The organism is Halomonas sp. Bachu 37, from assembly GCF_039691755.1.
GTDB lineage: Bacteria > Pseudomonadota > Gammaproteobacteria > Pseudomonadales > Halomonadaceae > Vreelandella > Vreelandella kashgarensis.
Genome location: NZ_CP137552.1, coordinates 2,222,876 through 2,246,606, shown reverse-complemented (window position 1 = coordinate 2,246,606; position 23,731 = coordinate 2,222,876). Strand labels below are relative to the sequence as shown.

At 59.1% G+C, this 23,731-nt stretch carries 19 protein-coding genes, 1 other RNA gene and 1 pseudogene; 8 read left to right on the top strand and 13 right to left on the bottom strand.

Going from position 1 to position 23,731, the window contains the following annotated elements; all coding sequences use genetic code 11:
- Window positions 1–2: 2 nt before the first annotated feature.
- Together R5M92_RS10315 and R5M92_RS10310 are read right to left on the bottom strand one after the other, a co-directional pair.
- The gene (locus R5M92_RS10315) at window positions 3–566 is read right to left on the bottom strand and encodes a hypothetical protein (protein ID WP_346795842.1); all 564 of its coding nucleotides are present in this window, start codon (window positions 564–566) and stop codon (window positions 3–5) included.
- Between the two features lie 36 nt (window positions 567–602).
- Window positions 603–1,559 carry a calcium/sodium antiporter gene (locus R5M92_RS10310; protein ID WP_346795841.1) on the bottom strand — a complete coding sequence of 319 codons (957 nt, stop codon included), beginning with the start codon at window positions 1,557–1,559 and terminating at the stop codon, window positions 603–605.
- A 150-nt stretch (window positions 1,560–1,709) separates the two neighbouring features.
- Here R5M92_RS10310 and R5M92_RS10305 point away from each other — a divergent pair, with 150 nt between their 5' ends.
- Window positions 1,710–3,332, top strand: coding sequence for a methyl-accepting chemotaxis protein (locus R5M92_RS10305; RefSeq protein ID WP_346795840.1), 1,623 nt, complete (start codon window positions 1,710–1,712; stop codon window positions 3,330–3,332).
- Between the two features lie 13 nt (window positions 3,333–3,345).
- Here the strand turns inward: R5M92_RS10305 and R5M92_RS10300 are convergent, their stop codons facing one another.
- Window positions 3,346–4,287 carry a LysR family transcriptional regulator gene (locus R5M92_RS10300; RefSeq protein ID WP_346795839.1) on the bottom strand — a complete coding sequence of 314 codons (942 nt, stop codon included), beginning with the start codon at window positions 4,285–4,287 and terminating at the stop codon, window positions 3,346–3,348.
- A gap of 166 nt (window positions 4,288–4,453) precedes the next feature.
- On the opposite strand from R5M92_RS10300, the gene R5M92_RS10295 reads away from it, so the two are divergent.
- The 3 genes from R5M92_RS10295 (at window position 4,454) to R5M92_RS10285 (ending at window position 9,876) form a co-directional block, all read left to right on the top strand.
- Window positions 4,454–5,395 (top strand): sodium-dependent bicarbonate transport family permease, encoded by a 942-nt coding sequence (locus R5M92_RS10295; RefSeq protein ID WP_346799340.1) that lies wholly within the window; start codon window positions 4,454–4,456, stop codon window positions 5,393–5,395.
- 345 nt (window positions 5,396–5,740) lie between these two features.
- Complete coding sequence (locus R5M92_RS10290; protein WP_346795838.1) at window positions 5,741–9,559, top strand: AsmA family protein; 3,819 nt, start codon at window positions 5,741–5,743, stop codon at window positions 9,557–9,559.
- Window positions 9,559–9,876, top strand: coding sequence for a BON domain-containing protein (locus R5M92_RS10285; RefSeq protein ID WP_346795837.1), 318 nt, complete (start codon window positions 9,559–9,561; stop codon window positions 9,874–9,876). The genes R5M92_RS10290 and R5M92_RS10285 overlap by 1 nt, the downstream gene beginning before the upstream one ends.
- Before the next feature lie 67 nt (window positions 9,877–9,943).
- Here the strand turns inward: R5M92_RS10285 and R5M92_RS10280 are convergent, their stop codons facing one another.
- The 3 genes from R5M92_RS10280 to mobV all read right to left on the bottom strand — a co-directional run bounded on the left by R5M92_RS10280 (window position 9,944) and on the right by mobV (window position 12,936).
- Entirely contained in the window at window positions 9,944–10,138 is a 195-nt protein-coding gene (locus R5M92_RS10280; protein WP_346795836.1) for a hypothetical protein, read from the bottom strand.
- Between the two features lie 391 nt (window positions 10,139–10,529).
- The gene (locus R5M92_RS10275; RefSeq protein ID WP_346795835.1) at window positions 10,530–11,189 is read right to left on the bottom strand and encodes a hypothetical protein; all 660 of its coding nucleotides are present in this window, start codon (window positions 11,187–11,189) and stop codon (window positions 10,530–10,532) included.
- A 283-nt stretch (window positions 11,190–11,472) separates the two neighbouring features.
- On the bottom strand, window positions 11,473–12,936 hold the full coding sequence (mobV, locus tag R5M92_RS10270; RefSeq protein ID WP_346795834.1) for a MobV family relaxase: 1,464 nt from the start codon (window positions 12,934–12,936) through the stop codon (window positions 11,473–11,475).
- 358 nt (window positions 12,937–13,294) lie between these two features.
- Here mobV and R5M92_RS10265 point away from each other — a divergent pair.
- Window positions 13,295–14,469 (top strand): IS3 family transposase gene (locus R5M92_RS10265; protein ID WP_346795833.1). Its coding sequence is split into 2 segments (ribosomal slippage): window positions 13,295–13,550 and window positions 13,550–14,469, totalling 1,176 coding nucleotides; the frame shifts between segments, so codons are not numbered across the junction.
- 544 nt (window positions 14,470–15,013) lie between these two features.
- On the opposite strand, the gene R5M92_RS10260 is transcribed toward R5M92_RS10265, so the two are convergent.
- The 5 genes and pseudogenes from R5M92_RS10260 to smpB all read right to left on the bottom strand — a co-directional run bounded on the left by R5M92_RS10260 (window position 15,014) and on the right by smpB (window position 19,852).
- The gene (locus R5M92_RS10260; RefSeq protein WP_346795832.1) at window positions 15,014–16,024 is read right to left on the bottom strand and encodes a hypothetical protein; all 1,011 of its coding nucleotides are present in this window, start codon (window positions 16,022–16,024) and stop codon (window positions 15,014–15,016) included.
- A gap of 120 nt (window positions 16,025–16,144) precedes the next feature.
- A pseudogene (locus R5M92_RS10255) lies at window positions 16,145–17,286 on the bottom strand (IS3 family transposase).
- A gap of 257 nt (window positions 17,287–17,543) precedes the next feature.
- On the bottom strand, window positions 17,544–18,770 hold the full coding sequence (locus R5M92_RS10250; protein ID WP_346795831.1) for a tyrosine-type recombinase/integrase: 1,227 nt from the start codon (window positions 18,768–18,770) through the stop codon (window positions 17,544–17,546).
- 166 nt (window positions 18,771–18,936) lie between these two features.
- Window positions 18,937–19,317, bottom strand: a transfer-messenger RNA (tmRNA) gene (gene ssrA / locus R5M92_RS10245).
- A 43-nt stretch (window positions 19,318–19,360) separates the two neighbouring features.
- Window positions 19,361–19,852, bottom strand: a complete 492-nt coding sequence (smpB, locus tag R5M92_RS10240) for an SsrA-binding protein SmpB (RefSeq protein ID WP_346795830.1) — start codon at window positions 19,850–19,852, stop codon at window positions 19,361–19,363.
- 124 nt (window positions 19,853–19,976) lie between these two features.
- Between smpB and R5M92_RS10235 the strand changes: the two genes are divergently transcribed.
- Window positions 19,977–20,411 carry a type II toxin-antitoxin system RatA family toxin gene (locus R5M92_RS10235; RefSeq protein WP_346795829.1) on the top strand — a complete coding sequence of 145 codons (435 nt, stop codon included), beginning with the start codon at window positions 19,977–19,979 and terminating at the stop codon, window positions 20,409–20,411.
- Entirely contained in the window at window positions 20,401–20,703 is a 303-nt protein-coding gene (locus tag R5M92_RS10230; RefSeq protein WP_346795828.1) for an RnfH family protein, read from the top strand. The genes R5M92_RS10235 and R5M92_RS10230 overlap by 11 nt, the downstream gene beginning before the upstream one ends.
- A 93-nt stretch (window positions 20,704–20,796) precedes the next feature.
- Here the strand turns inward: R5M92_RS10230 and R5M92_RS10225 are convergent, their stop codons facing one another.
- Window positions 20,797–21,258 (bottom strand): outer membrane protein assembly factor BamE, encoded by a 462-nt coding sequence (locus R5M92_RS10225; protein ID WP_346795827.1) that lies wholly within the window; start codon window positions 21,256–21,258, stop codon window positions 20,797–20,799.
- A gap of 72 nt (window positions 21,259–21,330) precedes the next feature.
- Here R5M92_RS10225 and fur point away from each other — a divergent pair, with 72 nt between their 5' ends.
- Entirely contained in the window at window positions 21,331–21,783 is a 453-nt protein-coding gene (fur, locus tag R5M92_RS10220) for a ferric iron uptake transcriptional regulator (protein WP_346795826.1), read from the top strand.
- A 66-nt stretch (window positions 21,784–21,849) separates the two neighbouring features.
- Here fur and recN read toward each other — a convergent pair whose 3' ends face one another.
- Window positions 21,850–23,523, bottom strand: a complete 1,674-nt coding sequence (gene recN, locus R5M92_RS10215) for a DNA repair protein RecN (RefSeq protein ID WP_346795825.1) — start codon at window positions 23,521–23,523, stop codon at window positions 21,850–21,852.
- Between the last annotated feature and the right edge of the window lie 208 nt (window positions 23,524–23,731).

Genomic DNA, 23,731 nt, shown 5'->3' with positions numbered 1-23,731 from the left:
TGTCACTCCAGTAGCAGGGGGGATGAGGCAGATAACGGCTGCCTGGCAAATATCACCCAGGTATCCATGGCGGGGCCCAATGCCTGGATCAGACGGAGCCTTGCGGGGTACCGCTCGAGATATTCCAGGGCACAGATACCGGCGTCGTAGTGTCCGGCCAGCAGTCCTTCAGCGACGGCAACGGTAGTGGGCACGTCGATCAGCTCGGCATAGCCGCTCACGTCGGTGTAGTGGCGGGTGGCCGGCTGCAGGCCCAGCGAACGGGGGCGGGCGATCTCCTTGCGGCCCAGTACCGCCAGCGGCTTGCTGGCGGCAATGAAGGCGTCGATGGGGAAGGCACGGTGCATGTAGCGGCCCACGCAGTCACCGTGGGAGGCATGGGCGGTGCATTGCAGGACGTGGCTTACCCGCCCCGCTAGGAGCGCCTCGAAAGCCGCTTCAAAACGATCGAATAGTGCAAGGTGTGAGGACGGCTGGCCGTGCTGGGCGAGACCGTATTTGGCGAGATAGCGCAGTGCAATGAGTTCGTGGTTGCTGCCGCTGGGTCCCAGGGTGGCGATAAGCACGGCTGTCCTGTCATCAGGGAGCTGCCGGATGGCAGCTTAGTAAATAGTGAAACTGAGGCCGATATAAGCCGCGTAGCCCAACAATAGCAATAACCCCTCGCCGCGTGCCAGGCGCATGCCGGTATACAGAAACAGCATCAATAAACCGGCGGCACCCAGCATGACCCACTGGTCGAACTGGGCCACTCGCTCGGCGATTGGCAGCGGCTGGAGGAGCGTCGAGATACCCAGAATCCCCAGCAAGTTGAAGATATTGCTGCCCAGTATGTTACCCACGGCGACATCGGCGTGACGACGCAGGGCGGCGATGACCGATACCGCCATCTCCGGCAGCGATGTTCCCACGGCCACGATGGTCAAGCCGATCACCGCTTCCGAGATGCCCAGCGCCTGGGCGATGCCGATGGCGCCGAACAGCAGCAACTGAGAGCCGCCGATCAGCATGCCCAGCCCGATGACGAGGGCGAGCACGATCATCCCGCCGCCAGTGGGGAGCGCCGTCATTTCTTCGGCTTCCGACGCATGCATTTCGGCGGCGGGGACGGGCTGGCGGCTTTCGCTGATATACGCCCAGACGAGGTAGCCAATCAAGCCCGCGAGAAAAACGATTGCCTGCAGGCGACCCAGGGAGCCGGCGAGAGCCAGAACGATAAACAATACGCTGGCCGATACCACGACCAGGCCGTCCCGGCGCAGCGCCAGTGGTTGAACCGCCATCGGACAGATGAGCGCGCTCAGACCCAGGATCAACAGGATGTTGCTGATATTGCTGCCGACGATATTGCCCACCGCGATATCGGGTTGCTGACGAAGCGCCGCATCGATCGACACCACCAATTCGGGTGCCGAGGTACCGAAGCCAACCACCACCAAGCCCGTGAGTAGAGGTGATACACCCATCCGCCGTGCGCCTGCCACGGCACCGCGAATCAATGCCTCACCACCAAGCGTCAACAGCGCTATACCGGCTAACAAGCTCAAACCATACAACATTTTACAGGTACCTCTCGGGCGATTGGCGGGATGCTCCCGCGTGGTGTTTAACATTAGCCGGTTGCATGGCCGTAGCAAGCGCCACTGTCCTTTAAAGTTTTTTTCTTTTATGTCGATAAACTTATTTCGCTTACTTATAAGGCATTTTCCATGCTTGCACGGTTCAAGATCGGTACTCGCCTGGCGCTGGCTTTCGGCCTGGTCTCATTATTCCTGCTGGGCACCTTGACGGCGGGGGTCATCGGTATAACTGCTACGCGAAATACGGCGCAGGAAACCTTGTCCACGGATGTGGCACTAGCGGAAAACGCCGCCGAGATTCAGCGTCTAGCACTACAAGCGCGGCGTTTTGAAAAGGATGCCTTCATCAATATCGATGATCCCGAGCGTGTGGCGGCCTACCAGCAAGATTGGAGCGCAACCCTCGAGGAGATGCTGGCGACGTTTCAGGCAGGAAGCCAGCTCGCCTCCGACGATAGCTTGAGGGCACTGTACCAGCAGGCGGAAAGCGCCTTGGAAGGGTACGAAGCGGGTTTCATGACGGTATACCGCGTGATCGAGCAAGGCGACATTACCGAAACCGCCCAGGCCAACGTGGCGTTCGGCCAGCACAAGGCGAGCATCTATCGGCTCGAGGAGCTGGCCGACGAGATAAGCGGCGTGGCCGATGCAGGTGTCCAGGCCGCCGATGAGACGATTGATGCCCAGTATCGCCTGGCCCTCTGGGGACTCTATCTATTTTCTGGGATGGCATTGTTGATGGCGTTTGCCCTGGCATATGCCATCACCCGCAGCATCGTCCGGCCCCTGCGGCGTGCGGTCGAAGTGGCCCAGCGTGTGGCGGCAGGGGACCTGCGGCATGACATCGTGATCACAGGCCGTGACGAGACGGCACAACTGCTGGCCTCCATGGAGGAGATGAGTCAGGAACTGACCCTTCTCGTCGCCTCGCTACGCGATTCAAGCGAGCGCGTATTGAATGGCTCCAATGAAATTGCTCAAGGGGGGCAAGAGCTGGCGGCTCGCACCGAACAGCAGGCGGCGGCCTTGCAGGAAACGGCGTCAAGCATGGAAGAAATGACAGCGACGGTACGTCAGAACAGCGATTCCACCCGGGAGGCCGACTCGTTGGCCCACGATGCATCGCAGCGGATGCAGAAGGGGGGCGAGGAGGTGACGCACAGTGTCGAATTGATGCGGGAAGTGACGGCGGCATCACATCGCATGGGCAAGATCGTCGAGACCATCGATGCGATCGCGTTCCAGACCAATATTCTGGCCTTGAATGCCTCCGTGGAAGCCGCTCGCGCCGGTGACAAGGGACGAGGTTTCGCCGTGGTGGCGACAGAGGTCCGGGCGTTGGCGAGCCGCAGTGCGGCATCAGCGAGCGAAATTCGCAGCATGCTGGACGATACACGCAGCAAGATAGAGCACTGTTCCTCGCAGGCGGAGCGAGGTGCAGCATCCATTGGCGATACGCAAACCGTGATTCAGCGCCTTGCTCTGTTGATGGCCGAGGTCTCGTCCGCCACGCGCGAGCAAAGCAGCGGCATCGAGCAGATCAATACCGCTATTACCGAAATGGACTCCACCACGCAGCAGAACAGCACCCTGGTTCAACAGTCCACCAATGCGGCGCTTTCACTGGAAGACCAGGCAGGACGGCTTCGTGAGCTGGTGGCCGCTTTCCAGATAGACGAGTCCCACGTGAGATCGTCATCCCGCAACGCGGCGATGGCTCTGCCCTCGTCCGCATCGAAAGTGTATTACTAGCGTGAGATACGCATCAATCAAGCAGCGTGCCGAGTTCGTTACAGACGAAGCGGGGCTCGATCCACTGGGCGAGATGGTCATGGACATAGCCGAGAAAATGCTGGGCGGACTGCGGCAGGCGCTGGTCATTGCGCACGATGAATTGCCATTGGCTTTCGATCGGAAAATCCTCGATCGGCAGGATCGTCAATTCCGGGTGCTCCCTGGGCAGCACGTGCTCCGATAAAACCGCCACTCCCATTTGCGCGGCTACCCCTACACGAATGGCTTCGTTGCTGGCCATCTGCAGCGTCTTTTTCATGGTCAGCCCATGCTCCTGAAGCCAGCTTTCCAGCAGCATGCGCGTGGCAGAGCCCGGTTCGCGCAGCAGGAGACGTTCTTCAAGCAGTTGCTCCATGGCAATGGAGGATTGTCGTCCCAGGGGATGGTCGGCGGCGGCAATCGCCACCAGGGGATTGTGCATGAAGCGTGCCGCCACGGCGTGGGCGAGTGCGGGGGGATGGCTGAAGACATAGAGATCATCTTCCCCGCGCTCGAAACGAGCCAGTACCTGGCGGCGGTTGCCGATATGCAGGGTCACGTCGACGTCGGGAAACGCCTGGCTGAAAGGCCCCAGCAAGCGTGGTAACACGTACTGGGCGGTGTTGACCAGCGCAATGTTGAAGCGGCCCTTGTTGCCTTGCTGCAGGTCGCTCAGCTGGTCGGTGAAGTCATCAAAGCGCCCCAGGACGTCGCGACTGGCCTGGTAAAGGGCCTGCCCGGTCGCGGTCATGGTCAACCCCTGGGCACGATGCTCCAACAGCGGGCTGCCCACTGTTTCCGTCAGCCGTTTGAGCTGCTGCGATACCGTCGGCTGGGTAAGGTGCAGCTGCCGTGCCGCCTCGCTGACCGAGCCGTAACGTACCACGGCGACATACACCTGAAGCAGCCTGAACGTTAAGTGACGTATGTTCATCAAGTCATGTTTCCGGGTTGCTGAAAATCACGTCTGAAAAATGCATTAAAAAAAACAGCTGAAAACCATATAGATGATTACCTATGGTATTTCTCGGATATATTATTAGTTATCTGCCACAAGCGCACACAGAATGCAGCTTCCTTGGAAAGCGGAGTGCGGTTACATGCCGGATATCGTGGTGATGTTCTTTTTGCTTGGGCTTGTCGCCGGGGCAGTGAAATCGGATTTACAAGTCCCCAAAGCCACTTATGACACCCTGAGCCTTTTGTTGATGCTGACGATAGGCTTGAAGGGCGGCATGGCGTTATACGGCAATCTTCACTGGGGGCTGGTGCCCGAGCTTGCCGGCGTGGCACTGCTTTCCGCCTTGATCCCGCTGATGTTGATGCCCGTGCTGCGGCGCTGGGTGCGCTTGTCCGCCGCTGACAGTGCAAGCATCGCGGCGCACTACGGTTCGGTAAGTGCGGGTACCTTTGCAGTGGCGCTGGCCTATGTGGAAGCGCGCAATCTGCTGGTGGGCAGTGAAGTGACACTCTATCTGGTGGCGATGGAGCTGCCCGCCATCATGGTGGCCATCGCGCTCTATCGGCGCTACCAGGGGGCGAAGGTGAAGGAGAGCACCAGCAAGCTCTGGCATGAAACGCTGACCAACCGTGGCGTGATCCTGTTGGCGGGTGGCGTGGTGATCGGTGCGCTTTATGGACCTTTTCAGGGCGAGGAAGTGACCACGCTGTTTACCGGCGCCTTTAAAGGAGTCCTGGCGTTGTTCCTGCTGGAGATGGGCTTGACCGCTGCACAAACTCTGCGGCCGATGCCTTGGCACCACTGGCGTCTGGTTACCTTTGCCCTGGTGATGCCGTCCCTGCTGTCGCTATTGGGTGTAGCGGTAGGAGCCGCATTGGACCTGCCCCTTGGCTCTGTGGTCATCCTTGCCGCCCTGGCCGCCAGTGGCTCCTATATCGCTGCGCCGGCAGCCATGCGGGCGGCCATTCCCCAGGCAAACATCGGCCTGGCCATGCTGGCGTCACTGGGAATCACCTTCCCGTTCAATGTCATGATCGGGATACCGGTCTATCACGCAATCGCGGAGCGCCTGCTCGGCTAGGAAACTGCTTGAGGGCCGCCGCAGAAATGACGGCGCACTGATCGATAAACGATGAAACGAAAAAAGCACTCTGCGGGGCCACACCCTGCGGGGTGTTTTTTTCGTGAGGCGATGATGGCGGAATCTTGTGTGTCTTATACAGAAAAGCTGCCTCGTTTCTATTGCGCAAATGCAGAGTCAGGCTCAACGACTACAGTGATTGTAGGAAAACTGTACGGAAACGCGGCAATGACTCGAACGCGTGGCGAGCATTGTTGTGGTTGAATTCTATGGCGCAAGGTAGCGGACGCAATGCAACATCGAGCTTCAAGATTCCTACGGTGGTGGCTTATCCCGGTCATTCTGGTGGCGCTTGTCATCGCCGCCGTGGAGTTGATGTCCTGGAATTTCCTGAAGCCAGTCATTACCGAGCGTATCGAGGAAGCAACGGGGCGGTCGGCGGCCATTCACGGCGATGTGGAACTCAGTCTGTTTCCGCGTCCACAGCTATCGGTTCATGACGTCGAGTTCGACAACCCCGAATGGGCCACTGCGCCGCATATGCTCGAAGCAGACCAAGTCACTGTCTCGCCATCACTCAGCGACTTGCTGCAGGGCGCCGTGGTGCCGGAGGAAATCGAATTTGCCGGCTCGACCCTGAACCTGGAACAACGCGCCGACGCTCCCGGCAACTGGATGTTCGGTGACCAACAAGACGATCCGCAAGCGCAAGCCGATGAAGCCGGCTCCTCGCCACTGGATATCCCCGATCTCTCGTTTTCCGACTCAAAGGTGCGTTACTGGGCCGCTGACGCCGACACCCCGCTCGACGTCGCCGTTTCATCGCTGCAAGTGCAGGCAGGTGTCGAGAGCCTGGACGCTCAAGGGACCCTGACGTTTCGGCAACGACAGTTCGATCTCGAGGCCGAAACCGATCCTGTCGATGCCTTCATGAATGATAATCAGGCCTTTGGCGGCGACCTGTCACTCACTTCCGGCGAGAGCCAGCTCACCGGCACCTTCGAGCTTCCCCAGGCGCCATCGATGGAGCAGTTTCAGCTAGATGGCGAACTCAGCCTGGACAATCTTTCCGAGTGGTCGCAGTGGCTGGAGTTACCCCAGGTCGAGCTGGAAAGCCTCGATATAGCGGCGCAACTGGAACGTCACGGCAGCGAATGGCGACTGCGTGACATCGACGCCGCGGTGGCCGAGAGCCGGCTAACCGGCGAGCTGACGATGGACACCGCCGGTGAAGCGCCGAGCCTTGAGGGCCAACTGCACTCACCACGACTCGACGTCGCGGCGTTGCGCGCCGCCATGCCGAAATCCGAGGGAGACAGTGGATTGACCATTCCCGTGCTCCCTGACTTGCGCGGAGACGTTTCTCTCTCGGTAGAGCAGCTGATACTGGAGCAGGCGCAGCTTCAGAACGTTCAAGCGCAGGTACAACTGGCTGAACATTCGGTTGTGCTGCCTTCCTTGGCCTTCGATTTCGCCGGCAGTCATGTCGAGGCCGAGGCCAACCTGACCAGTAGTCCCGAAAGGGTTTCCGCAGGGGCGCAGATCCGCCTGCAGGATCTGGACATGAGCGAACTGAATAGCGACCTGCCCACTGGTGCCACTCTCGATGCCGACCTTGCCCTTGAGCTCGAGCCACTCGAGCAACGCCAGTCATTCGCGCCTGATACCTTGCTTGCTCACCTACGTATCGACGATTCGCGTGTGGCCTATCGCAACGCCGAGACCGGTGACGACCTGGAGGCGACAATCGAGACCAGCACAGAGGCGGAGCCGCCGGAACTGTTGCTCGATGTGGTGGGTACTTTTGACGGCAAGCCGCTGGAATTGCAAGCCAGGGGAGCCCCGCTACCCAGCTTGATCGACCTGGAGAGCGGTACTCTACAGCAGGATTACCCCCTGGATATCCAGGCAACGTCAACCGGCCTGGCCATTCAGGCAGACACCACCCTGGCGTCGATACTGGAGCTTGAAACATTCGAAGCCGATATGGTGCTGGATGCGGATAGCGGTCAGAGCCTGGAGGACTGGATTGGTCCGGTGTTGCCACCGATGCCTGATTATCAGCTCGCAGGCCGCTTGAGCCGCGATCATGAGCGATGGAGCGCTACCAGGCTTGAGGGGCGGATCGGTTCGACCGATGTCAGCGGCAGCTTTGAAGTATTCGCCAAGGATCGTCCTGAGGTGAATCTCGCAATCGATGCCGGACGTATCGATCTTGCCCAACTGATCGCCGCTGCCAACCGTGAACCCGAAGATGGAGAAGAAAGTGGGGATGGAAATAGAAATGAAGATGAAGAGCAGGACGACTCCCTGCTGGCGCCGCTACGCGGCTTCGATGGGCAGTTGGAGCTGAACGCTAACTCACTGGTATTACCCAACGGGCTTGAGCTGGGTGCGCTTGTGCTGAATGCCGAACTGGAGGACGGCAGGCTACAAGCCCAGCCTCTGCAGTTTCGTTTGGGTGAAGGCTCGGTTACCGCTGACCTGGCATTGGATGTGACACAACCAGCCGCCTCGGGGCGCCTGGATATCGCTTTGAATGATATTGCCCTGACCAGGCTGGGCGACACCTTTACCCCTATCGAGGACCGGCTTGGCAGAGTCTCGGGGGAAGTGCATGTGGAACTGAACGAAACGCTCCCCGGCGATAGGCGCGATGATCTTCTGTTGCCGTTTATCGGCCGTCTGGCGTTCGAACCTTCGGAGCTGCGTTTCAGTGATCCCCAAGCTGGCACCGAATTGACCTTGAACTTTGCAACCCGAGGCGCATCCGCAGGGAATCGCTCGTTTCATCTGGAAGGGGAGGGACGCTATGACGGCGCGCCGGCCTATATCAGCTTGCAAGGCGATCCCCTGCTCAACGCCCGCGACCCGAACCGCCCCTACGCGGTGGATCTCGAGGCAGACATCGTCGACACCCACATCAGTCTCGAAGGTACGATTTTGCGCCCTCTGGCGCTGGAAGGGCTGAACCTGGAACTCGCTATCGAAGGGCCGAACCCGCAACGCTTGAGCCGTCTGCTGGGCATTGGGCTTCCGCAGCTGCCCCCCTACTCGGTATCGGGAGAGCTGGACATGGAAGGCCAGCGCTGGATCTTCACCGACATTCAAGGGGAAACCGGCGATAGCGATCTCAATGGACGCTTGACCCTCGATACGAATTTCAGTCCCGTTCGCGTGAGTGGAGAGCTGAATTCCCGCTTTCTCGATATCGAGGATCTGGGCTTCCTCGCTGGGGCGACGCCGGAGGAGACCGACGCCGACGACCGCTTCGTGCTGCCCGATACACAGATCATCACCGACGCCTGGCAAGGCGTATCGGCAGATATAAGCTACCGAGGACAGTCGGTGCGCGCCGGGGACATGCCATTGAGCAATGTGGTCCTCGACTTTGTTCTCGAGGATGGCCGGGGACAATTCGAGCCTGTGGGGTTCGGCATCGGCGATGGATATGTGGATCTCATCCTCGACGTGGATTCTACCGCCCAGCCTCCCAGCGGTACGATGCAGGTGGAAGTGCAAGGAGTGGATCTCAACGATGCACTACGCAACTGGGGGCTGGCTGACGAGAGCGTAGGCATCATAGGAGGGCGCGGCAAACTCTGGGTTGAAGGCGCTTCGCTTGCCGAGCTACTGGCCTCCGCCGATGGTGGTGTGGTGCTGTTGATGACCGGCGGAAGGCTGGATGCCTTGCTGGTGGAAGTCGCCGGGCTCGATGCCGGTCAGACGTTTCTGAGTTGGGTGCGCGATCGTGACCCCATTCCGATTGATTGCGGCTACGCCGACCTTCAGATGAGAGACGGCGTTACCCAACTGGATACGTTTGTGATGGATACCGACGACACCACTTTCACCCTGGGCGGCCAGGTCGATCTGAACACGGAACGCCTGGATATCAGTATCATCGCCCACCCCAAAGATCCCAGTGTTTTCGTGGGGCGTTCGCCGCTTCACCTGGGGGGCACTTTCAATGACATCGAAACCGCGGTGCATCGTGAAGACCTCGTGATGCGAGCCGGCGCCAGCGCGGCGCTTGCCGTACTTGCCGGCCCACTCACCGCGCTCTTGCCGTTGGTGGACGTAGGCACAGGCCCCGATATGGCGTACTGCCAGGGGCTGATCAACTATTCCCGCGAAGCCATAGAGGAAGGAGATATCCAATAATGTGCCTACGTTACCGGTTCGGCGCTCTGTTGATGTTGGGATTCATGGCAGTTGGGCTTCTGGGTGGCTGCGCCGACAAGCCGGTCAACGAATCCGCCCGACTCGAGCATCAGGATTCGGTCGAAGCGGTTCAGATCAAGGCCTGGCTTCTAGAAGCACCGGACCTTGCCGGGTCGGCCATCGATGTGGACCTGGACGGTGATAGAGCCATCCTGAGCGGTTTCGTCGAGACATCGGAGCAGCGTGAGCGGGCTGAAGCCATCGCGCAGGAGCATGAGCAGATAAACACGGTGGAAAACAATATCACCGTTAAATAGCAACGTACTGGTTTTGGCTATGCGCAGCATCCACGCCCATGCGCAGAAATGATCGCGCTGACCGACATCACTTCTTTCTCATGAAAGGAAGTATTTTTGCCATCTTGTTAGCCAGCACTTGATCGAGGGGCGTGTGATCGAGACTGATGGCAGCGCGAGAGGCGGTATACGTGCCTTTATATTCCCGGGCTATCTCCTCATCGGTCATGTCGTCCGGTAGCTGCTCGTTTTCGCGGATCTTGTCGATGACTTTCTTGTCCATGGCGACCTCCATGCCAATGTGCCTGCTACTGATATCATCTAGCGTAGTACAGCATCGAACTGGTAGCGGGTTGCGATAGCGGGCCGATGAATGCTGACGTGGTGATGCCAAAACAGACATACACAGACCACAGACACAAAAAAAGCACCCGTAGGTGCTTGATTTGTCGACTTGTTTGGGGCGGCGTCGTTTGAACTGGGTAGTTAAAGTGATGTTATGTTTGATTTTTTATGATTGTATTTCAGTTAGGCGTACACCAGGGCATACACGGTACTCGCTGCTAGGCCTGTTTTTTGCCTGATTCGGTGGAGAAAATGGGAATAAAAAAGTGCCGTAACTCCTGAACTTGCTCTCACTGGAAATGCTGCCAGGTTAGAGTGAGGCGCGAGGACTAGTTTTCTCTGGGAGGCATCGGACCATATTCTTCTTGGCTTCTATAAAGCCATTCTCTAACTTCTTCGAGGCTGCGTGATGGGTACCATTCATTTCGAGCGGAAAAAACTATGCAGTCATCTATTGTCATCGGATATTGACACGAAGGGTCTCCACGCAATTCAGCCGCGTGCTCACGTTTGAATTCTTGAATATAGGAATCATCAGCAATCGACGGCGGCAACCTGCCGCCACTGATAGTCGCTTCGTGTAGGTGAGCACATGACTGCCGTACCGCCAAAACGGCAGCATTTCCCATTCCTTCTCGCATGTTTTCCAGCATGCAGCGATGAAAGCCGTCCGGATCGTAGGCATTTACGCTTTGAGATAGAAAAACCACACTTATTACGCTCGCTATCAAAGTTGGCTTTAGCATCAAGCTGCTCTTTTTTAGATGTGATGGACTACTATTGCTTAGCAGGCAAGCGGGGTTTGTCCTGATGGTCTGTTTGCATTTAAGAATAACGGACCAGTTAGGTGTTGACCACAATAAGCCTAGAGCATGACCGCCGCTAGGCCAGCCGTTGCGCATATCCAGAGCTGTTGCATTTTGTTGCTTTTGTGCCGGTGTATTGGGCGGTTCGCCCCATAGCCTGAAGAGTTCTGCAAGCTGAATCACTCGCACACCATTGCCTCGCACTGGCCATGCGCTGTGCGCGTTGGGTCCTGCCCGATAGCCACGTTGTCCTCGACGGTCATGCTATTCAGGCAGGCGCGGATCTCTCCATCTTGGGGTGCCGGTCTCCCGTGTAGTGGATTGCTCAGCCCCCGTAACACACTAAGGACGTCGAGTTAGCGGCTGGCGTATTGTTTGCCCGTTCTCTGTTTATCAACCGCCACCCATGCCAACGCACAGGCAGCGACTAGAACGGCCATCAGGCAGCCACAGCGGCGGGGATCGGTTACATTCCCGGCCCGCTCATCCCTGTGGGTGGCGTACGGGGTGGGGGTGTCGCATCCGGCATGGCGGGCTGGGGCTTCGTCAGCACATCGGGGGAACGCTCGACCGCTTCAGTGGCGTTTTTCTCTGCCACGGCACAGCGGCCTTCATCAGTCAGGTGTCCGGCAGAATCAAAGTAAGGGCTAGCACTCATGCGATCAAACGCTTCTACCAGATCATCATGGCCGGCAAGCAGCCCCCAGCACTCTCGGCGGATAGCTTCATCCGCGCCGGCAAAGGCCAATGGGGTGGCGGTTTTCAATCGCTCAACTAGGGCGCGCTCTCGCCTCTCCAGCTTTTGCCGACTCTCCATCGCCGCACGTTTGTGCTCGCGTTCGGCCTCCAGGCGTTGCTGGTGTGCCTCCTGAGCCTCCAGGCGCTTGCGTTCCTCAGCCTCCCGGCGCCAATGGTTGGCGGTCTGTCGCAGCTCGGCTTGCTGGGTGTCACTCAGTCCGTGCGTAAAAGCGGCCAACTCCCCAGCGGTTTTCTTGTAGCGTTCCGCATGGCGGCGGGCGGTTTCCTCCATCTCAGCAGCGCGGCGACGGTCATGCTCAGCCGTGGCGGCGCGGGCTATCACAGGCGCGTAATGTTCGTGGATCAACTCAGACAATCGAGCAGCCTGCTCCTCCGGTGACTCCTTCGCCCACAAGCGGCCCCGGCGCTCCAGCTCCTCTGCCGCCAGGCCAATGTGCCCAACCATCGCGCGGGCAAGCGCCTGGTGGTGGGCTTTGTTGGTGGTGTGACTGGCGGCGGACAGTTCCAGGCCACGCGCTAGTCCATGCCGGGCGCCTACCCTCTCTGAAAAGTCTGTTTGTAGCGCGGCGAGTTTCGCCGGGGTGCCGTTGTAGTGATCGGCAGACAAGACCACCTCGGCGGGCTGGTGAACCTCTTTCGTGACGCGCTTCAGCTTGCCGTTTTCGTCACGGCCACCGGCAAATACGCTTTTGCGCACGGTGCGGGCGGGGCGCTCGAGCAGGGGCACGACATACACGACCAAATGGGGCGCGGCTTCATCGTTCTGGACGTTCACCGCCGCTACGTTGTCAGCCCCGTGCCGTGCTTCCAAGAACGCCAGCGCATCCCTGAAATACTCGGGTGCGTGTGTGTCTCCCCCATGCTCGGTAAACGCCTCAGCGCGGGCGGTCACCAGGTACTCGACACACAACACCGGGTTTTGCGCAGTGGTGGCGGTCACCAGTGCCAGGCGTTCCTCTATTGCCATACGCAGCGTGTCCGGGCTGGTCGCGTCTCGCCAATCCTCATTCAGGTGGGCGCGCTCAGGATCGGCGTGAGGCACCGGTAACGTGCGCCAGGTGTGGCCGCCGGACGTGGCAACAGCGCTCCAAGATTTGAGCTTTTTCATGCGCAGGATGGCAGGCGGCAAACGCTTAGGGGTGGTGGTGCCAGTAGTGGCGCGGCTTTTCATGGGTCGTCTCCCTCTGTGTGTGTGCTGAATAAGGGGCAGGTCTAGAATCTCTGCCCTTGCAAACACACAAGAGGGGTACGGAGACTGGTTTTTGTGACAGACGGGCGCAAAAAAAGCGGGCTCCGATTGCTCGGCCACCCGTCTCGTTTTGATGCTTGAGCCGGCGCTGCGGGGTTGGCCTATTTCAGCCGTTTGCCGACCAGGTACAGCGCAGCAGCGATGACGGGCCAGGACATAAGCTGCCCACTACGATCAAGGCCCAAGGCACCAGACACGGGAACCGAGTGTAGTGGCACAGTGAATCTGGCCACCTGATTTTGAGTGTATGATCACTCACATAGACAGTCAGGTGCAGATGATGACGAAGAAGAGAGCGTTCAGTCCGGAATTTCGCTTGGAGGCGGCCCAGCTCGTGGTCGATCAGGGTTACTCGCTGAAGGCGGCGTGTGAGGCCATGGGCGTTGGCAAATCCACCATGGAGTATTGGGTACGCAGGCTTCGTGCTGAGCGGGCAGGCAAGACTCCGCTGAAAGGTGAGGCTCTGACGCCGGAACAGCGTGAGATTCAGGAACTGAAGCGCAAGCTGCGGCGGGTGGAGGAAGAGAAGGAAATATTAAAAAAGGCTACTGCTCTCTTGATGTCGGACTCCCTGAACAATTCTCGATAATCGAGCGACTTGAAGAGAGCTATGCGGTGCAGCACTTGTGCCAGGTGTTTGGGGTGCATCGCAGTAGCTACCGGGCCTGGCGTGACCGGGACAGAAGGCCCTGTGAGACTGAGCAGAAGCTGCTGGACCAGGTTGTCGAGGCGCATACCGTCAGTAACGGCTCTGCCGGCGCTCGCAGCATCGCCAAAATGGTCACGCAGGCTGGAACATCGCTGAGTCGTTACCGGGCCAGCAGACGGATGAAGCAGTTGGGGCTGGTGAGCACACAGCCGCCAAGCCACGCCTACAAGAAGGCGGATCAGCCGCACCTGGATATCCCGAATTTTCTCGATCGGGAATTCGACGTAAAGGAGCCCAATCAGGTATGGACCGGCGACATTACCTATATTTGGACAGGGGCACGCTGGGCTTATCTGGCGGTGGTCATCGATTTGTATGCCCGTAAACCCGTGGGCTGGGCATTGTCCTTGTCTCCGAATACGGAGCTGGTGAAGAAGGCACTGACCATGGCCTACGAATCGCGTCGAGAGCCACCGGACATTCTGTTTCATTCGGATCAGGGTTGCCAGTACACCAGCCTGGCATTCCGACAGATGCTCTGGCGCTACCGGATGACGCAGAGTCTCAGTCGCCGTGGCAATTGCTGGGATAATGCCCCGACAGAGCGCTTCTTCAGGAGTCTGAAAACGGAATGGATGCCAGAGATTGGCTACCCCAATGTTGCGGCGGCGAAGCAATCTGTCACTGATTATATGATCGGTTACTACAGCAGCCTCAGGCCGCACAAGCATAACGGTGGCCTACCGCCGAATGTGGCAGAAAAGAACTACTGGAATACTCAAAATTCGGTGGCCAAAAACACTTGACCACTACATACCAGTACGAACGGCGCAATTCGTACCAATGCCTCGTACCTTGAGTTTGAGTTTTCCCTAGTACCTTAACGCCTTCCTTAGCTGAGGTTTTCTGAGGTAGTAGCTAGCGATGAGATGCTGGCATTTGATAGCACCGGATCGGCTAGGGCCATGATGACCAATGTTGGGTTTTGTTGGGTCGACGGCAGAACTTTTAACACGTTCGCCATGCTAGGGTTTGCTAGGTTTTCCCTGCGCAAGTGCGCACCTCGTAATGCGCACCGCTACTGCGCACCAATGAAGGTTTTTGCAGGTTCGTGGCGGAATATTCGAACCAAGTTCGCGCGAGCAATGCGAACCGGAGGTGCAAACCAAACCCGCAAACCAGCGCGCATGGGGCGCTCAACCTTAACATTTCTCAACATCGGTGCCTGAAACGAAACAGCCCCAGCAGGTGCCAGGGCGCGGTGGTGGGACGTTGGTTAGCAGGTGCGATGTACTGATTGGCGCTGTATCCGAGCGGTTAGCCCTAGCCATATTTTCTCTATGATGCCTCCTAAGCGGTGCCGAAGAACTGCGCTGCGTAATCGCTGTAGCGGTCAAAGGGGCTGCGGTCGTTGCCGTAGGCATAGTCGTTGATATTGACGTAGCCGTTCCTCGAGGATTGCGGTTCCCGCCGGGGCGTTGCTCTGGCGAGTAGCCCGCGGGGCTCGCCGCCATCGCTGGGGGAGCCGGGGCCGGTGGAGTTGTTGGTACCATCCATCGCAGCGCCTCGGGCGGTATTACTCATGCTGGCCGCTCCAAGAAGCCCACCAGCAATGGCGCCGGGTGTGCCTGCCACGCTCATACCGGCACGCGCCCCTATGGTCCCGCCTACCTTGCCGCCAACCGTTCCTGCCACGGTGCCCTTGGCCTGCTGGCCAATAGCGGTGCCGTAGCTGTCATCCAGAGAGGTACCGAAAGCGTCATTGATCGAACCGATGGATTCCTGGGCATTCTTCGCGGCACTGTGTGTGTTCATGGCAGTTCCCAGCAGCCCAAGCGCCGGGTTGGCCACGGCCGCAACCGTCGAAAGGGCGCGGGAGGCAATGCTCGGCCTCGCGGCGGCGTGATGCGAATCGGGTATTCCCGCAACCTCGAGCGACTGGGTGTGCTGGCCCCGGGTCATAGCGGCCGCCTGTGAGGCGTTCGCCATGGCGTTGTTGCCGCCGTAGGTGGAGTTGCCGTAGCCGACGTTCTCCGGCCCCATCTGGGTATCGGCTTGAGTTGCCCAGCCGCCAAATACCGCTTGAGCCTCCTTGGCGGCATCATCCATGCTCACCATGGCGTTCATGCCCGTCATGCTGGACCCGACGCGCCCACCGGTTGTCGAACTGCTCTGTGCGTCCAGGCTATCGCCGAACGTACCGCCGTAGCCGTTGGCATTCCCCGGGCCTCCACCACCACCATGGCCTCCCGGGTTGCCGCTATTGCCATTGCCGGGCGTGCCATTGGCCACTGATTCAGCAGCGCCGATTGCGGCAGTCGAAACACCGCCGCCTGGCCTTCCGCCTGCGCCGCCATCCATGCCTAGGCCGCCTGGAGAGCTTGATGGTCCTCCTGCTGGGGCTCCTGTATTGCCTGGGCCACTGCCTCCGCCCGGTGTGCCGGGATCGCCTGTTCTGGTCAAGTCAGAGCGGACACATTTTCAAGCCGCAGCCGCCAGTTCGATCTCCCTCGGCGTCTGATAGCCTAGGGTCGAGTGAAGCCGGCAACTGTTGTACTCCATCTCGATGTAGTCGATTACATCCCGCCGTGCCGCCTGTCGGCTCGCATACCGCTGGTCAGCCAACCACTCGCTTTTCAGTGAGCCAAAAAAGCGCTCCATGACGGCATTATCCCAGCAGTTCCCCTTGCGGCTCATCGAGGCCTGGAACCCATGCCGAACAAGCGTGCCGCGGTACTCATGCGACGCGTATTGGCTCCCGCGATCGCTATGATGAATCAACCCTCTACCGGGTTGCCGGCGGCCCACGCCCATCTCCAGGGCGTCCAGGACCAGTTGCGTGCGCATGTGCTCGGCCATCGCCCAGCCCACCAACTGCCGGTCGTGGAGGTCGAGCACCGCCGCCAGGTAGAGCCATCCTTCCAACGTCCAGATAGCCGTAATATCAGCCACCCAGGCCCGATTCGGTGCCGCCACCGTGAATTGGCGATTCAAGAGGTTGGGCGCCACCGGCAGGGTGTGCTGGGTATCGGTCGTATGACGCCAGCGTCGCCGCTGGCGTGCCTCTACACCGGCTTCCCGCATCAGGCTTCGGGCCTGGTAACGACCGACCTCATAGCCACGGCGTCGCAGTTCTTTGGCCATGCGGCGGCTGCCGTAGCTGCCGCGCTTCCGGCGATGGATCTCTCTGACCTCATGGAGCAGGGCCTGTCGATGGTCATCAGGGTCACGTCGTCGCCAGGCATAGAAACCGCTCCGGCTGACCCGCATGACCCGACACAACACGGCCACGGGGTAGGTGGCCTTCTCCGACTCGATGAACTGGTATCTCAGTTCGACTCTTTGGCGAAGAAGGCCGCCGCCTTTTTTAAAATATCCTTTTCAACCTGAAGCTTACGAACTTCTTCGCGGAGCTTCTTGATCTCGGCGTCGCGATCGTCCTCCTGCCGCCCCGGGGTGCCGGAGCCCTGCTGGCGGTGCTTGCGGCACCAGCGGTCCAGCACGCTGCGCTCCACGCCCAGGCGCCGGGCGGCCTCGGATACGGAATACCCCTGATCGCTCACCAGGCTCACTGCATCCGCCTTGAATTCATCGGAAAACCGACGTCGAGTCTTCTTGGTCATGAACACCTCCACTGCCTCCATTATGAGGCTTACCGGGGTGTCCGCTCTAATTGGACCACTTCATATCAACTTCGCTAGGTTCATACCCAGCCAAAATACAGGCTATCTCCCAGCACTCCATCTCAGGGGCAACTAACCACGGTGAAAGACCCATAAACGCGCTACTCCTAACGCTTGCACTCCAATTAGGTTGGCCAGCCAGTACAGTGGAGTTATCTGCACGTTCGGGAGCTACCCTAGGCCAGCCAATTCGGTTGTTACGCTCGCTTAAACTCCATCACGTTTCCGCGCTGCAAGTTATCCAGGTGGTCGGCGTACCACTGCATCATGTGGCGGCGCTGCTCGATGTACTGCGCCTTGTTGTAGACGCCTGCCACGCCGTCTTTAACGTGCGATAGCTGGGCTTCGATGTGATCGGCGTTGAAGCCGTATTCGTTCAGGATCGTGCTAGCAATATGCCGGAAGCCGTGCCCGGTCTGGCGTCCTTCATAGCCAAGGCGGCGTAATGCCATGATGAATACCGTATTCGACCGTGGCGCTGTCTTGTCGCTGCGTCCTGGGAAAAGCAGGGGTTGGTATCCGGTCAGTCGGTGGAGGCTCTGAAGAGCTTCAATCGCCTGCCTTGGCAACGGAACAATATGTTCGCGGCGGCGTTTCATTCGCTGGGCGGGGATCGTCCATAGCGCTTTCTCCAGGTCGAACTCCTCCCAGCGAGCCTCTCTTAGCTCTGAAGGACGCGAAGCTAGGCGAGAAAGCAGGATCAGGCCAAGGCGTACATCCTCAGCGTGAGGATATGAGCCAATGGCGCGTAGCAGGGCGGGTAATTCGTCTTGGCTAACGTGAGAGTAGTTGGTTGCCCGGCGCGTGGTCAGGTGCTTGTGCAGGCTCTCCAACGGGTTGTACTGGATACGCCCGCTCACTAGCGCCAGGTCGTACACTTCCCGGCAAATAGCGCGTATGCGGCTGGTCTGTTCTATGATGCCGGTCTTTTCCAGGCTACGCAGGAACTCCAGCCACTCCATCGGCGTTATGTCGGTGAAAGGGCGCTTGCCGAATTTGGGAAACACATGCTTTTGCAGCGAGCCAATGACGCGGCTGGAAGTGCCGTCCGTCCAGTTCTGGCGCTTATTTGTATGCCACTCCCTTGCCAATGCCTCAAAGGTGCTGTTGGCGGCCTCCAGTGATTCAGCTTCCCTTGTGCGCTTGGAGACAATAGGGTTTTCTCCCTTGGCTGCATCTGCTCTAAGCCGGTCGGCTTTCTCACGCGCCAGGCTCCCGCTTGTCTCTGGATACCCGCCAAGGCCAATCCACGACCACTTGCCGTCTGGCTTCTTGTAACGCAGCTCCCAAGACTTTGAGCCGTTGGGCTTCACTCTGAAGTAAAGGCCGCTACTGTCCAATTCCCTGTATGCCTTGGCCTCGGGTTCCAGTGTCGCCAGTACGGTGTCAGCCAGCGGGCGGCGCTTGATCTGGGAGCGTTTCATGCGTGTATGCCTCTGGTTCACAATATCGCGAAGCATACACACAGACATACACGGTGCGCAATGCTGTATGGGATTATATGAAAGCATACAGACACAAAAAAACCCGCGCTAGGCGGGCTTTTCAGCTTCATTCAGACCTATATGGGAGCATCTGAATTTAGGTAGGTGGTGGAGGCGGCGGGAATTGAACCCGCGTCCGCCGGCACTCGCCCATTGGCTCTACATGCTTAGATTTCGTCTTTTGTTTTAGCGCGGCTGACTCCGACGATCAGGATTCAGCAACGCGATTCTTCGTAAGTTTTAACAGCTGAAGAGAAGACACCAACAGCTGCGATCCCATCATCTTTGGCTCGTATCCCGTCAGTGGTGAATGGGCACACCACCTTCGGGCCGGACAAGAAGCTACCAGCGTTTAAGCTGCTAGCGCGCCCTGAGCGTAGTTGTCGTCGTTTGCGACTATTGTTTGTGATGTTGGATTTACGAGATACATCACGCTCTCGGCATGCACCGCAGGGTTTGTCACCGGCGTCGAAACCATGTCGCCCCCTTACTGAGCGCACATTCTACCGCGCTCGCCCTTCATTGACCAGTCATGCCTTGTTTTGTTCCCGCATGATCCGACCTTTCTGCCGCTTCCAGTCGCGGTCCTTTTCCGTGGCCCGCTTGTCGTGCAGCTTCTTCCCGGTTACCAGAGCCAGTTCACACTTTACCTTGTTGCGCTTCCAGTACAGCTTGAGCGGCACACAGGTGTGCCCCTTGTCCTGGGTGACGGAAAACAGCTTGGCGATTTCCTTGCGGTGCAGCAACAATTTGCGCGTACGCGTGGGATCGGCAAGCTCATGGGTGCTGGCAGTGTTAAGGGGCATGATATGACTGCCCAGCAACCAGGCTTCGCCATTGCGAATAAGAATATAGGTATCGGTCAGCTGGGCCTTGCCTGCGCGCAGGCTCTTGACTTCCCAGCCCGCCAGCGCCAGGCCGGCCTCGAATGTTTCGTCGATATGGTATTCGAAACGCGCTTTCTTGTTCTGCGCAATGACGCTGCTGCTAGGACCCTTGCTCTTGCCTTTCTTAGTGGCCATGGAACCTCTTGTGTGATCTGTCCGTTGCCTGCCCTTCGTTATGTGGGGAGGCATGATACCATTCAAGGCCTGAAATGATTTTCTATGATACGCCTTGGACACTGTGAAGTCAGCGGAGAGGTCAATGCCAACGGTCAATCGTTCCGCCTTGGTGCGGCACACCCCCCAACAAATGTTCGATCTGGTCAATGATTTCGAACGCTACCCCGAATTTCTGCCGGGCTGCCGTCGTGCTCGATTGATCGAGCGCGATTCCAGCCACCTGATCGGCGAAATGACGCTGGGCCGAGCGGGTGTAGAGCAAAGCATAATGACGCGTAACGACCTGCATGAGCCGGAGCGCATCGATATGTCCCTGGTCAAGGGGCCATTCAAGCGACTCAAGGGGCACTGGCACTTCACCCCCATGGGGGAGGGCATGTGCAAGGTAAGCCTGGAAATGGAGTTCGAGTTTGCCAGCCGCCTGCTGAGTATGGCGTTCGGCAAGCTGTTCCAGCAGATCGCGGGCCAACTGGTCGATGCGTTCCACAAGCGTGCCGACGAGCTTTATGGACGCTGAGCTTGCGGTGGAAGTGGCTTTTGCCTTGCCGCATAAGCAGCGCCTGGTTGCCCTTCGGGTGCCGCAGGGCACCACCGCCACGCAGGCGGTGGAACGTGCCGGTTTGCCCGACTTGTTTCCCGAACTCCCCGCCGAGACCTTTTTTCAGGTGCCGTTGGGTGTGTTCGGCAAGGCGTTGCGTGAGCCTTCTCGCCATGTACTTCGCGAGGGCGACCGCGTGGAAGTGTACCGTCCACTGGAGATCGATCCCAAGCAAGCACGCCTGGCGCGGGCACGTCGTCAAACCAGTTGACCGGAAACGCCCGGTAGATACCGGTAAACAGTGGAGCTTGTATAGTTCAGCGGCCGAACGGCCGACACACATGCCGGCCGTTCGGTAAAGGCATTACAGTTCGCCAGCGGGTACGGGGACTGGCTCCGGAGCGGTGGCGGGCGTTTCGGGCTTCTGATCGATTACCCTGACAGGGTCGCTACCTTCGGTTGCCGGCCCGACATCCGAACCCCGCAGTTCGGGATCGCGAGAGAAATCGCCTTCCTTGCGGATATCGCTCAAGCGACCGCTGGGATCGAATTGCAACGTCACACGACGCTGCTCGACACCGCCATAGGCCTTGTCCAGGTGGAAGACATAGTCCCACTGGTCGGCATCGAAGGGCGCCTCGAGGAGCGGGCGGCCCATGATATAGGCGACCTGCTGCTGGCTCATCCCCGGCTGCAGCTGTTGCACCATGTCCTGGGTTACCAGGTTGCCTTGAGGAACATCTCGTTTATACACACCGAGATAGCTGCAGCCGCTGGCGATCAGCAGGGTGGCGGAAAGCGTGATGATTCTAGTCAACTTTTGCATTTGAGCCTATTCTTCACTATCGTGGTTTCGGTCGATCATACCCGACCTAACCCGTTACTGCGAAGAGCAACCATGGCCGATCAGAACCATGAATTACGCAAAGCCGGTCTGAAAGTGACCCTGCCGCGCGTTAAAATACTGCAGATTCTCGAAAGTGCTTCAGGTCAACACCATCTGAGCGCCGAAGAAGTGTACAAGACACTGATTGATGCGGGTGAGGATGTAGGCCTTGCCACCGTCTATCGGGTGCTGACTCAGTTCGAGTCGGCGGGTCTAGTGATACGTCACAACTTCGACGGTGGTCACGCGGTATTCGAGTTGACCCAGGAGGATCACCACGACCATATGGTGTGTCTGGAAAGTGGGGAAATCATCGAATTCGTCGATGAAACCATCGAGAGGCGCCAGCACGAGATTGCCCGTGAACACGGCTATGAATTAGTCGATCATGCGCTGGTGCTTTATGTGCGCCCGCAAGGTTCCAATGTGACTCGCCAGGATAGCGGCCCGGTCAACAAGAAGTGATCCCCTCTGCCTTGCCGTGCATGGAGCTTCGGCAAGGCCTCCTCCTTTATGCAGCCACAGACGAGCTCAATGCGGCTGGCGCTGGCTGGCGTCGAGCATCTCGCGAGCATGCGCCAGGGTCTGCTCGGATAGCTTGACTCCGCCCAACATACGAGCCAGCTCGCTGACCCGTCCTCCCTCATCCAGCAATGCCATATGCGTCAACGTGGTATCGCGCTTGGCCTGCTTTTCGATATGCAGATGCTGGTGGGCTTGGGCCGCCACCTGGGGAAGATGGGTCACGGTCATCACCTGGCCGTTCTCTCCCAGTCGCCGCAGCAGTTTACCGACGATTTCCGCCGTTGCCCCCGATACCCCCACGTCCACTTCATCGAATACCAGGCTGGGAATGGTGGAGTGGCTTGCCGCTACTACTTGAATCGCCAGGCTGATACGCGAAAGCTCCCCGCCGGACGCCACCTTGGCCAAGGGGCGGGCAGGTTGGCCGGGGTTGGCGCTGATCAGGAACTGTACCTGGTCCAGGCCATCCGGCGCGGCTTTTTCGCGAGACTGGATTTCCACTTCGAAGCGCGCCTTGTCCATCGCCAGGAACCCCAGTTGCTGCTGCACTTCCTTGCCCAGACGCTTGGCGGCACGCTGGCGCGTGGCGCTGATCCGGGCGGCTTGCTCGCGCCATTGCTCGCGTAGCGCGGCGGCTTGCGAGCTCAGTGCCTCGATATCCTGATCGCTCTCCTCGAGCTGCTGATACTCATGTTGCAGACGTGCGTGCAACTCACACAGCTCTTCGGGCTCCACGTGGTGCTTGCGCGCGATACGGTGGATCTCGCCCAGCCGGTCCTCCACCCACAGCAAGCGTTCGGGATCGAGTTCGGTATTGCCCGCCAGCTGGGTCAGCTCGCTGGAGGCTTCCTCGACCTGAATGCGCGCGTCGTTGAGCATCGTCAGGCTATTGGCCAGCTTGCCGGCATCGCTTCCGGGTAGCGCACTCAGGCGGTTGATGGCCTGGTTGAGCAGGGCGAGCGCGCCGCCTTCGTCGCCAGCGCAGCAGTCACATGCCAGCTGGGTTTCACGCAGGATCTCTTCGGCATGGGCAAGGGTATGCTGTTCTTCTTCCAGTGAGGCGAGTTCACCCGCGCTCAGGGCCAGCTGGTCGAGCTCCTCCACCTGGTAGTGCAGCAGCTGGCGCTTGGCCTCCAGTTCGTTGCCGTCCTCGGCCAGGCGCTTGAGCTTGCGTCGCGTTGTCTGCCACTGGCGATAGGTGTCGGCGAGGGTGTTCACCGCGTCGCGATGGCCCGCGTAATCATCCAGCAAATGCAGATGTGTATCGTCGCGGAGCAGGGCCTGGTGGGCGTGCTGGCCATGGATCTGGACCAGGCTTTCGCCTAGCTCCTTGAGGTCGGCAATAGTGGCCGGCTGGCCGTTGATCCATGCCTTTGAGCGTCCGGCCGTCGTCACCACGCGGCGCAGCAGGCACTCGTCCGTGGGCAGCTCGCGCTCCTCCAGCCACATCCTGGCGGCGGGAAGGTGGGCGATATCGAAGCGGGCACTGATATCCGCGCGCTCCCGGCCGTGGCGTACGCTGGCGGCGTCGCCGCGCTCGCCCAGGCATAGCCCCAGGGCCCCCAGGAGGATGGATTTACCGGCCCCGGTCTCTCCGGTGATGGCCGTCATGCCCCTGGTGAGTTCGAGCTCGAGATGGTCGACGATTGCGTAGTCACGAATGGCAAGCTGGATGAGCATATGTCCTCCGGGCGCCTGGGCGGAACAGCAAGAAGCTGGATAGGTATACATGAATATGTCGTTTTATACAGTAGCCGAAAAGCAACTGCAACGCCCCTCTTGAGTTCGCCAGCACGACCCCCATATACCCCGCACACGGTTTTGAATGTCACCGAACCCATATCGGCTCGATGGCCAGGTCGCCTGGTATCGGGCAATAGCTTTGCAG

Coding starts and splice junctions, on each gene's coding strand:
- fur (WP_346795826.1), top strand. CDS start 21,331: ATGGCCGATCAGAACCATGAATTACGCAAAGCCGGTCTGAAAGTGACC.
- R5M92_RS10260 (WP_346795832.1), bottom strand. CDS start 16,024: ATGGATGGCGGCGCAGGCGGAAGGCCAGGCGGCGGTGTTTCGACTGCC.
- R5M92_RS10250 (WP_346795831.1), bottom strand. CDS start 18,770: ATGAAACGCTCCCAGATCAAGCGCCGCCCGCTGGCTGACACCGTACTG.
- R5M92_RS10285 (WP_346795837.1), top strand. CDS start 9,559: ATGTGCCTACGTTACCGGTTCGGCGCTCTGTTGATGTTGGGATTCATG.
- R5M92_RS10235 (WP_346795829.1), top strand. CDS start 19,977: ATGCCAACGGTCAATCGTTCCGCCTTGGTGCGGCACACCCCCCAACAA.
- R5M92_RS10295 (WP_346799340.1), top strand. CDS start 4,454: ATGCCGGATATCGTGGTGATGTTCTTTTTGCTTGGGCTTGTCGCCGGG.
- mobV (WP_346795834.1), bottom strand. CDS start 12,936: ATGAAAAGCCGCGCCACTACTGGCACCACCACCCCTAAGCGTTTGCCG.
- recN (WP_346795825.1), bottom strand. CDS start 23,523: ATGCTCATCCAGCTTGCCATTCGTGACTACGCAATCGTCGACCATCTC.
- R5M92_RS10280 (WP_346795836.1), bottom strand. CDS start 10,138: ATGGACAAGAAAGTCATCGACAAGATCCGCGAAAACGAGCAGCTACCG.
- R5M92_RS10225 (WP_346795827.1), bottom strand. CDS start 21,258: ATGCAAAAGTTGACTAGAATCATCACGCTTTCCGCCACCCTGCTGATC.
- R5M92_RS10230 (WP_346795828.1), top strand. CDS start 20,401: ATGGACGCTGAGCTTGCGGTGGAAGTGGCTTTTGCCTTGCCGCATAAG.
- smpB (WP_346795830.1), bottom strand. CDS start 19,852: ATGGCCACTAAGAAAGGCAAGAGCAAGGGTCCTAGCAGCAGCGTCATT.
- R5M92_RS10305 (WP_346795840.1), top strand. CDS start 1,710: ATGCTTGCACGGTTCAAGATCGGTACTCGCCTGGCGCTGGCTTTCGGC.
- R5M92_RS10310 (WP_346795841.1), bottom strand. CDS start 1,559: ATGTTGTATGGTTTGAGCTTGTTAGCCGGTATAGCGCTGTTGACGCTT.
- R5M92_RS10300 (WP_346795839.1), bottom strand. CDS start 4,287: ATGAACATACGTCACTTAACGTTCAGGCTGCTTCAGGTGTATGTCGCC.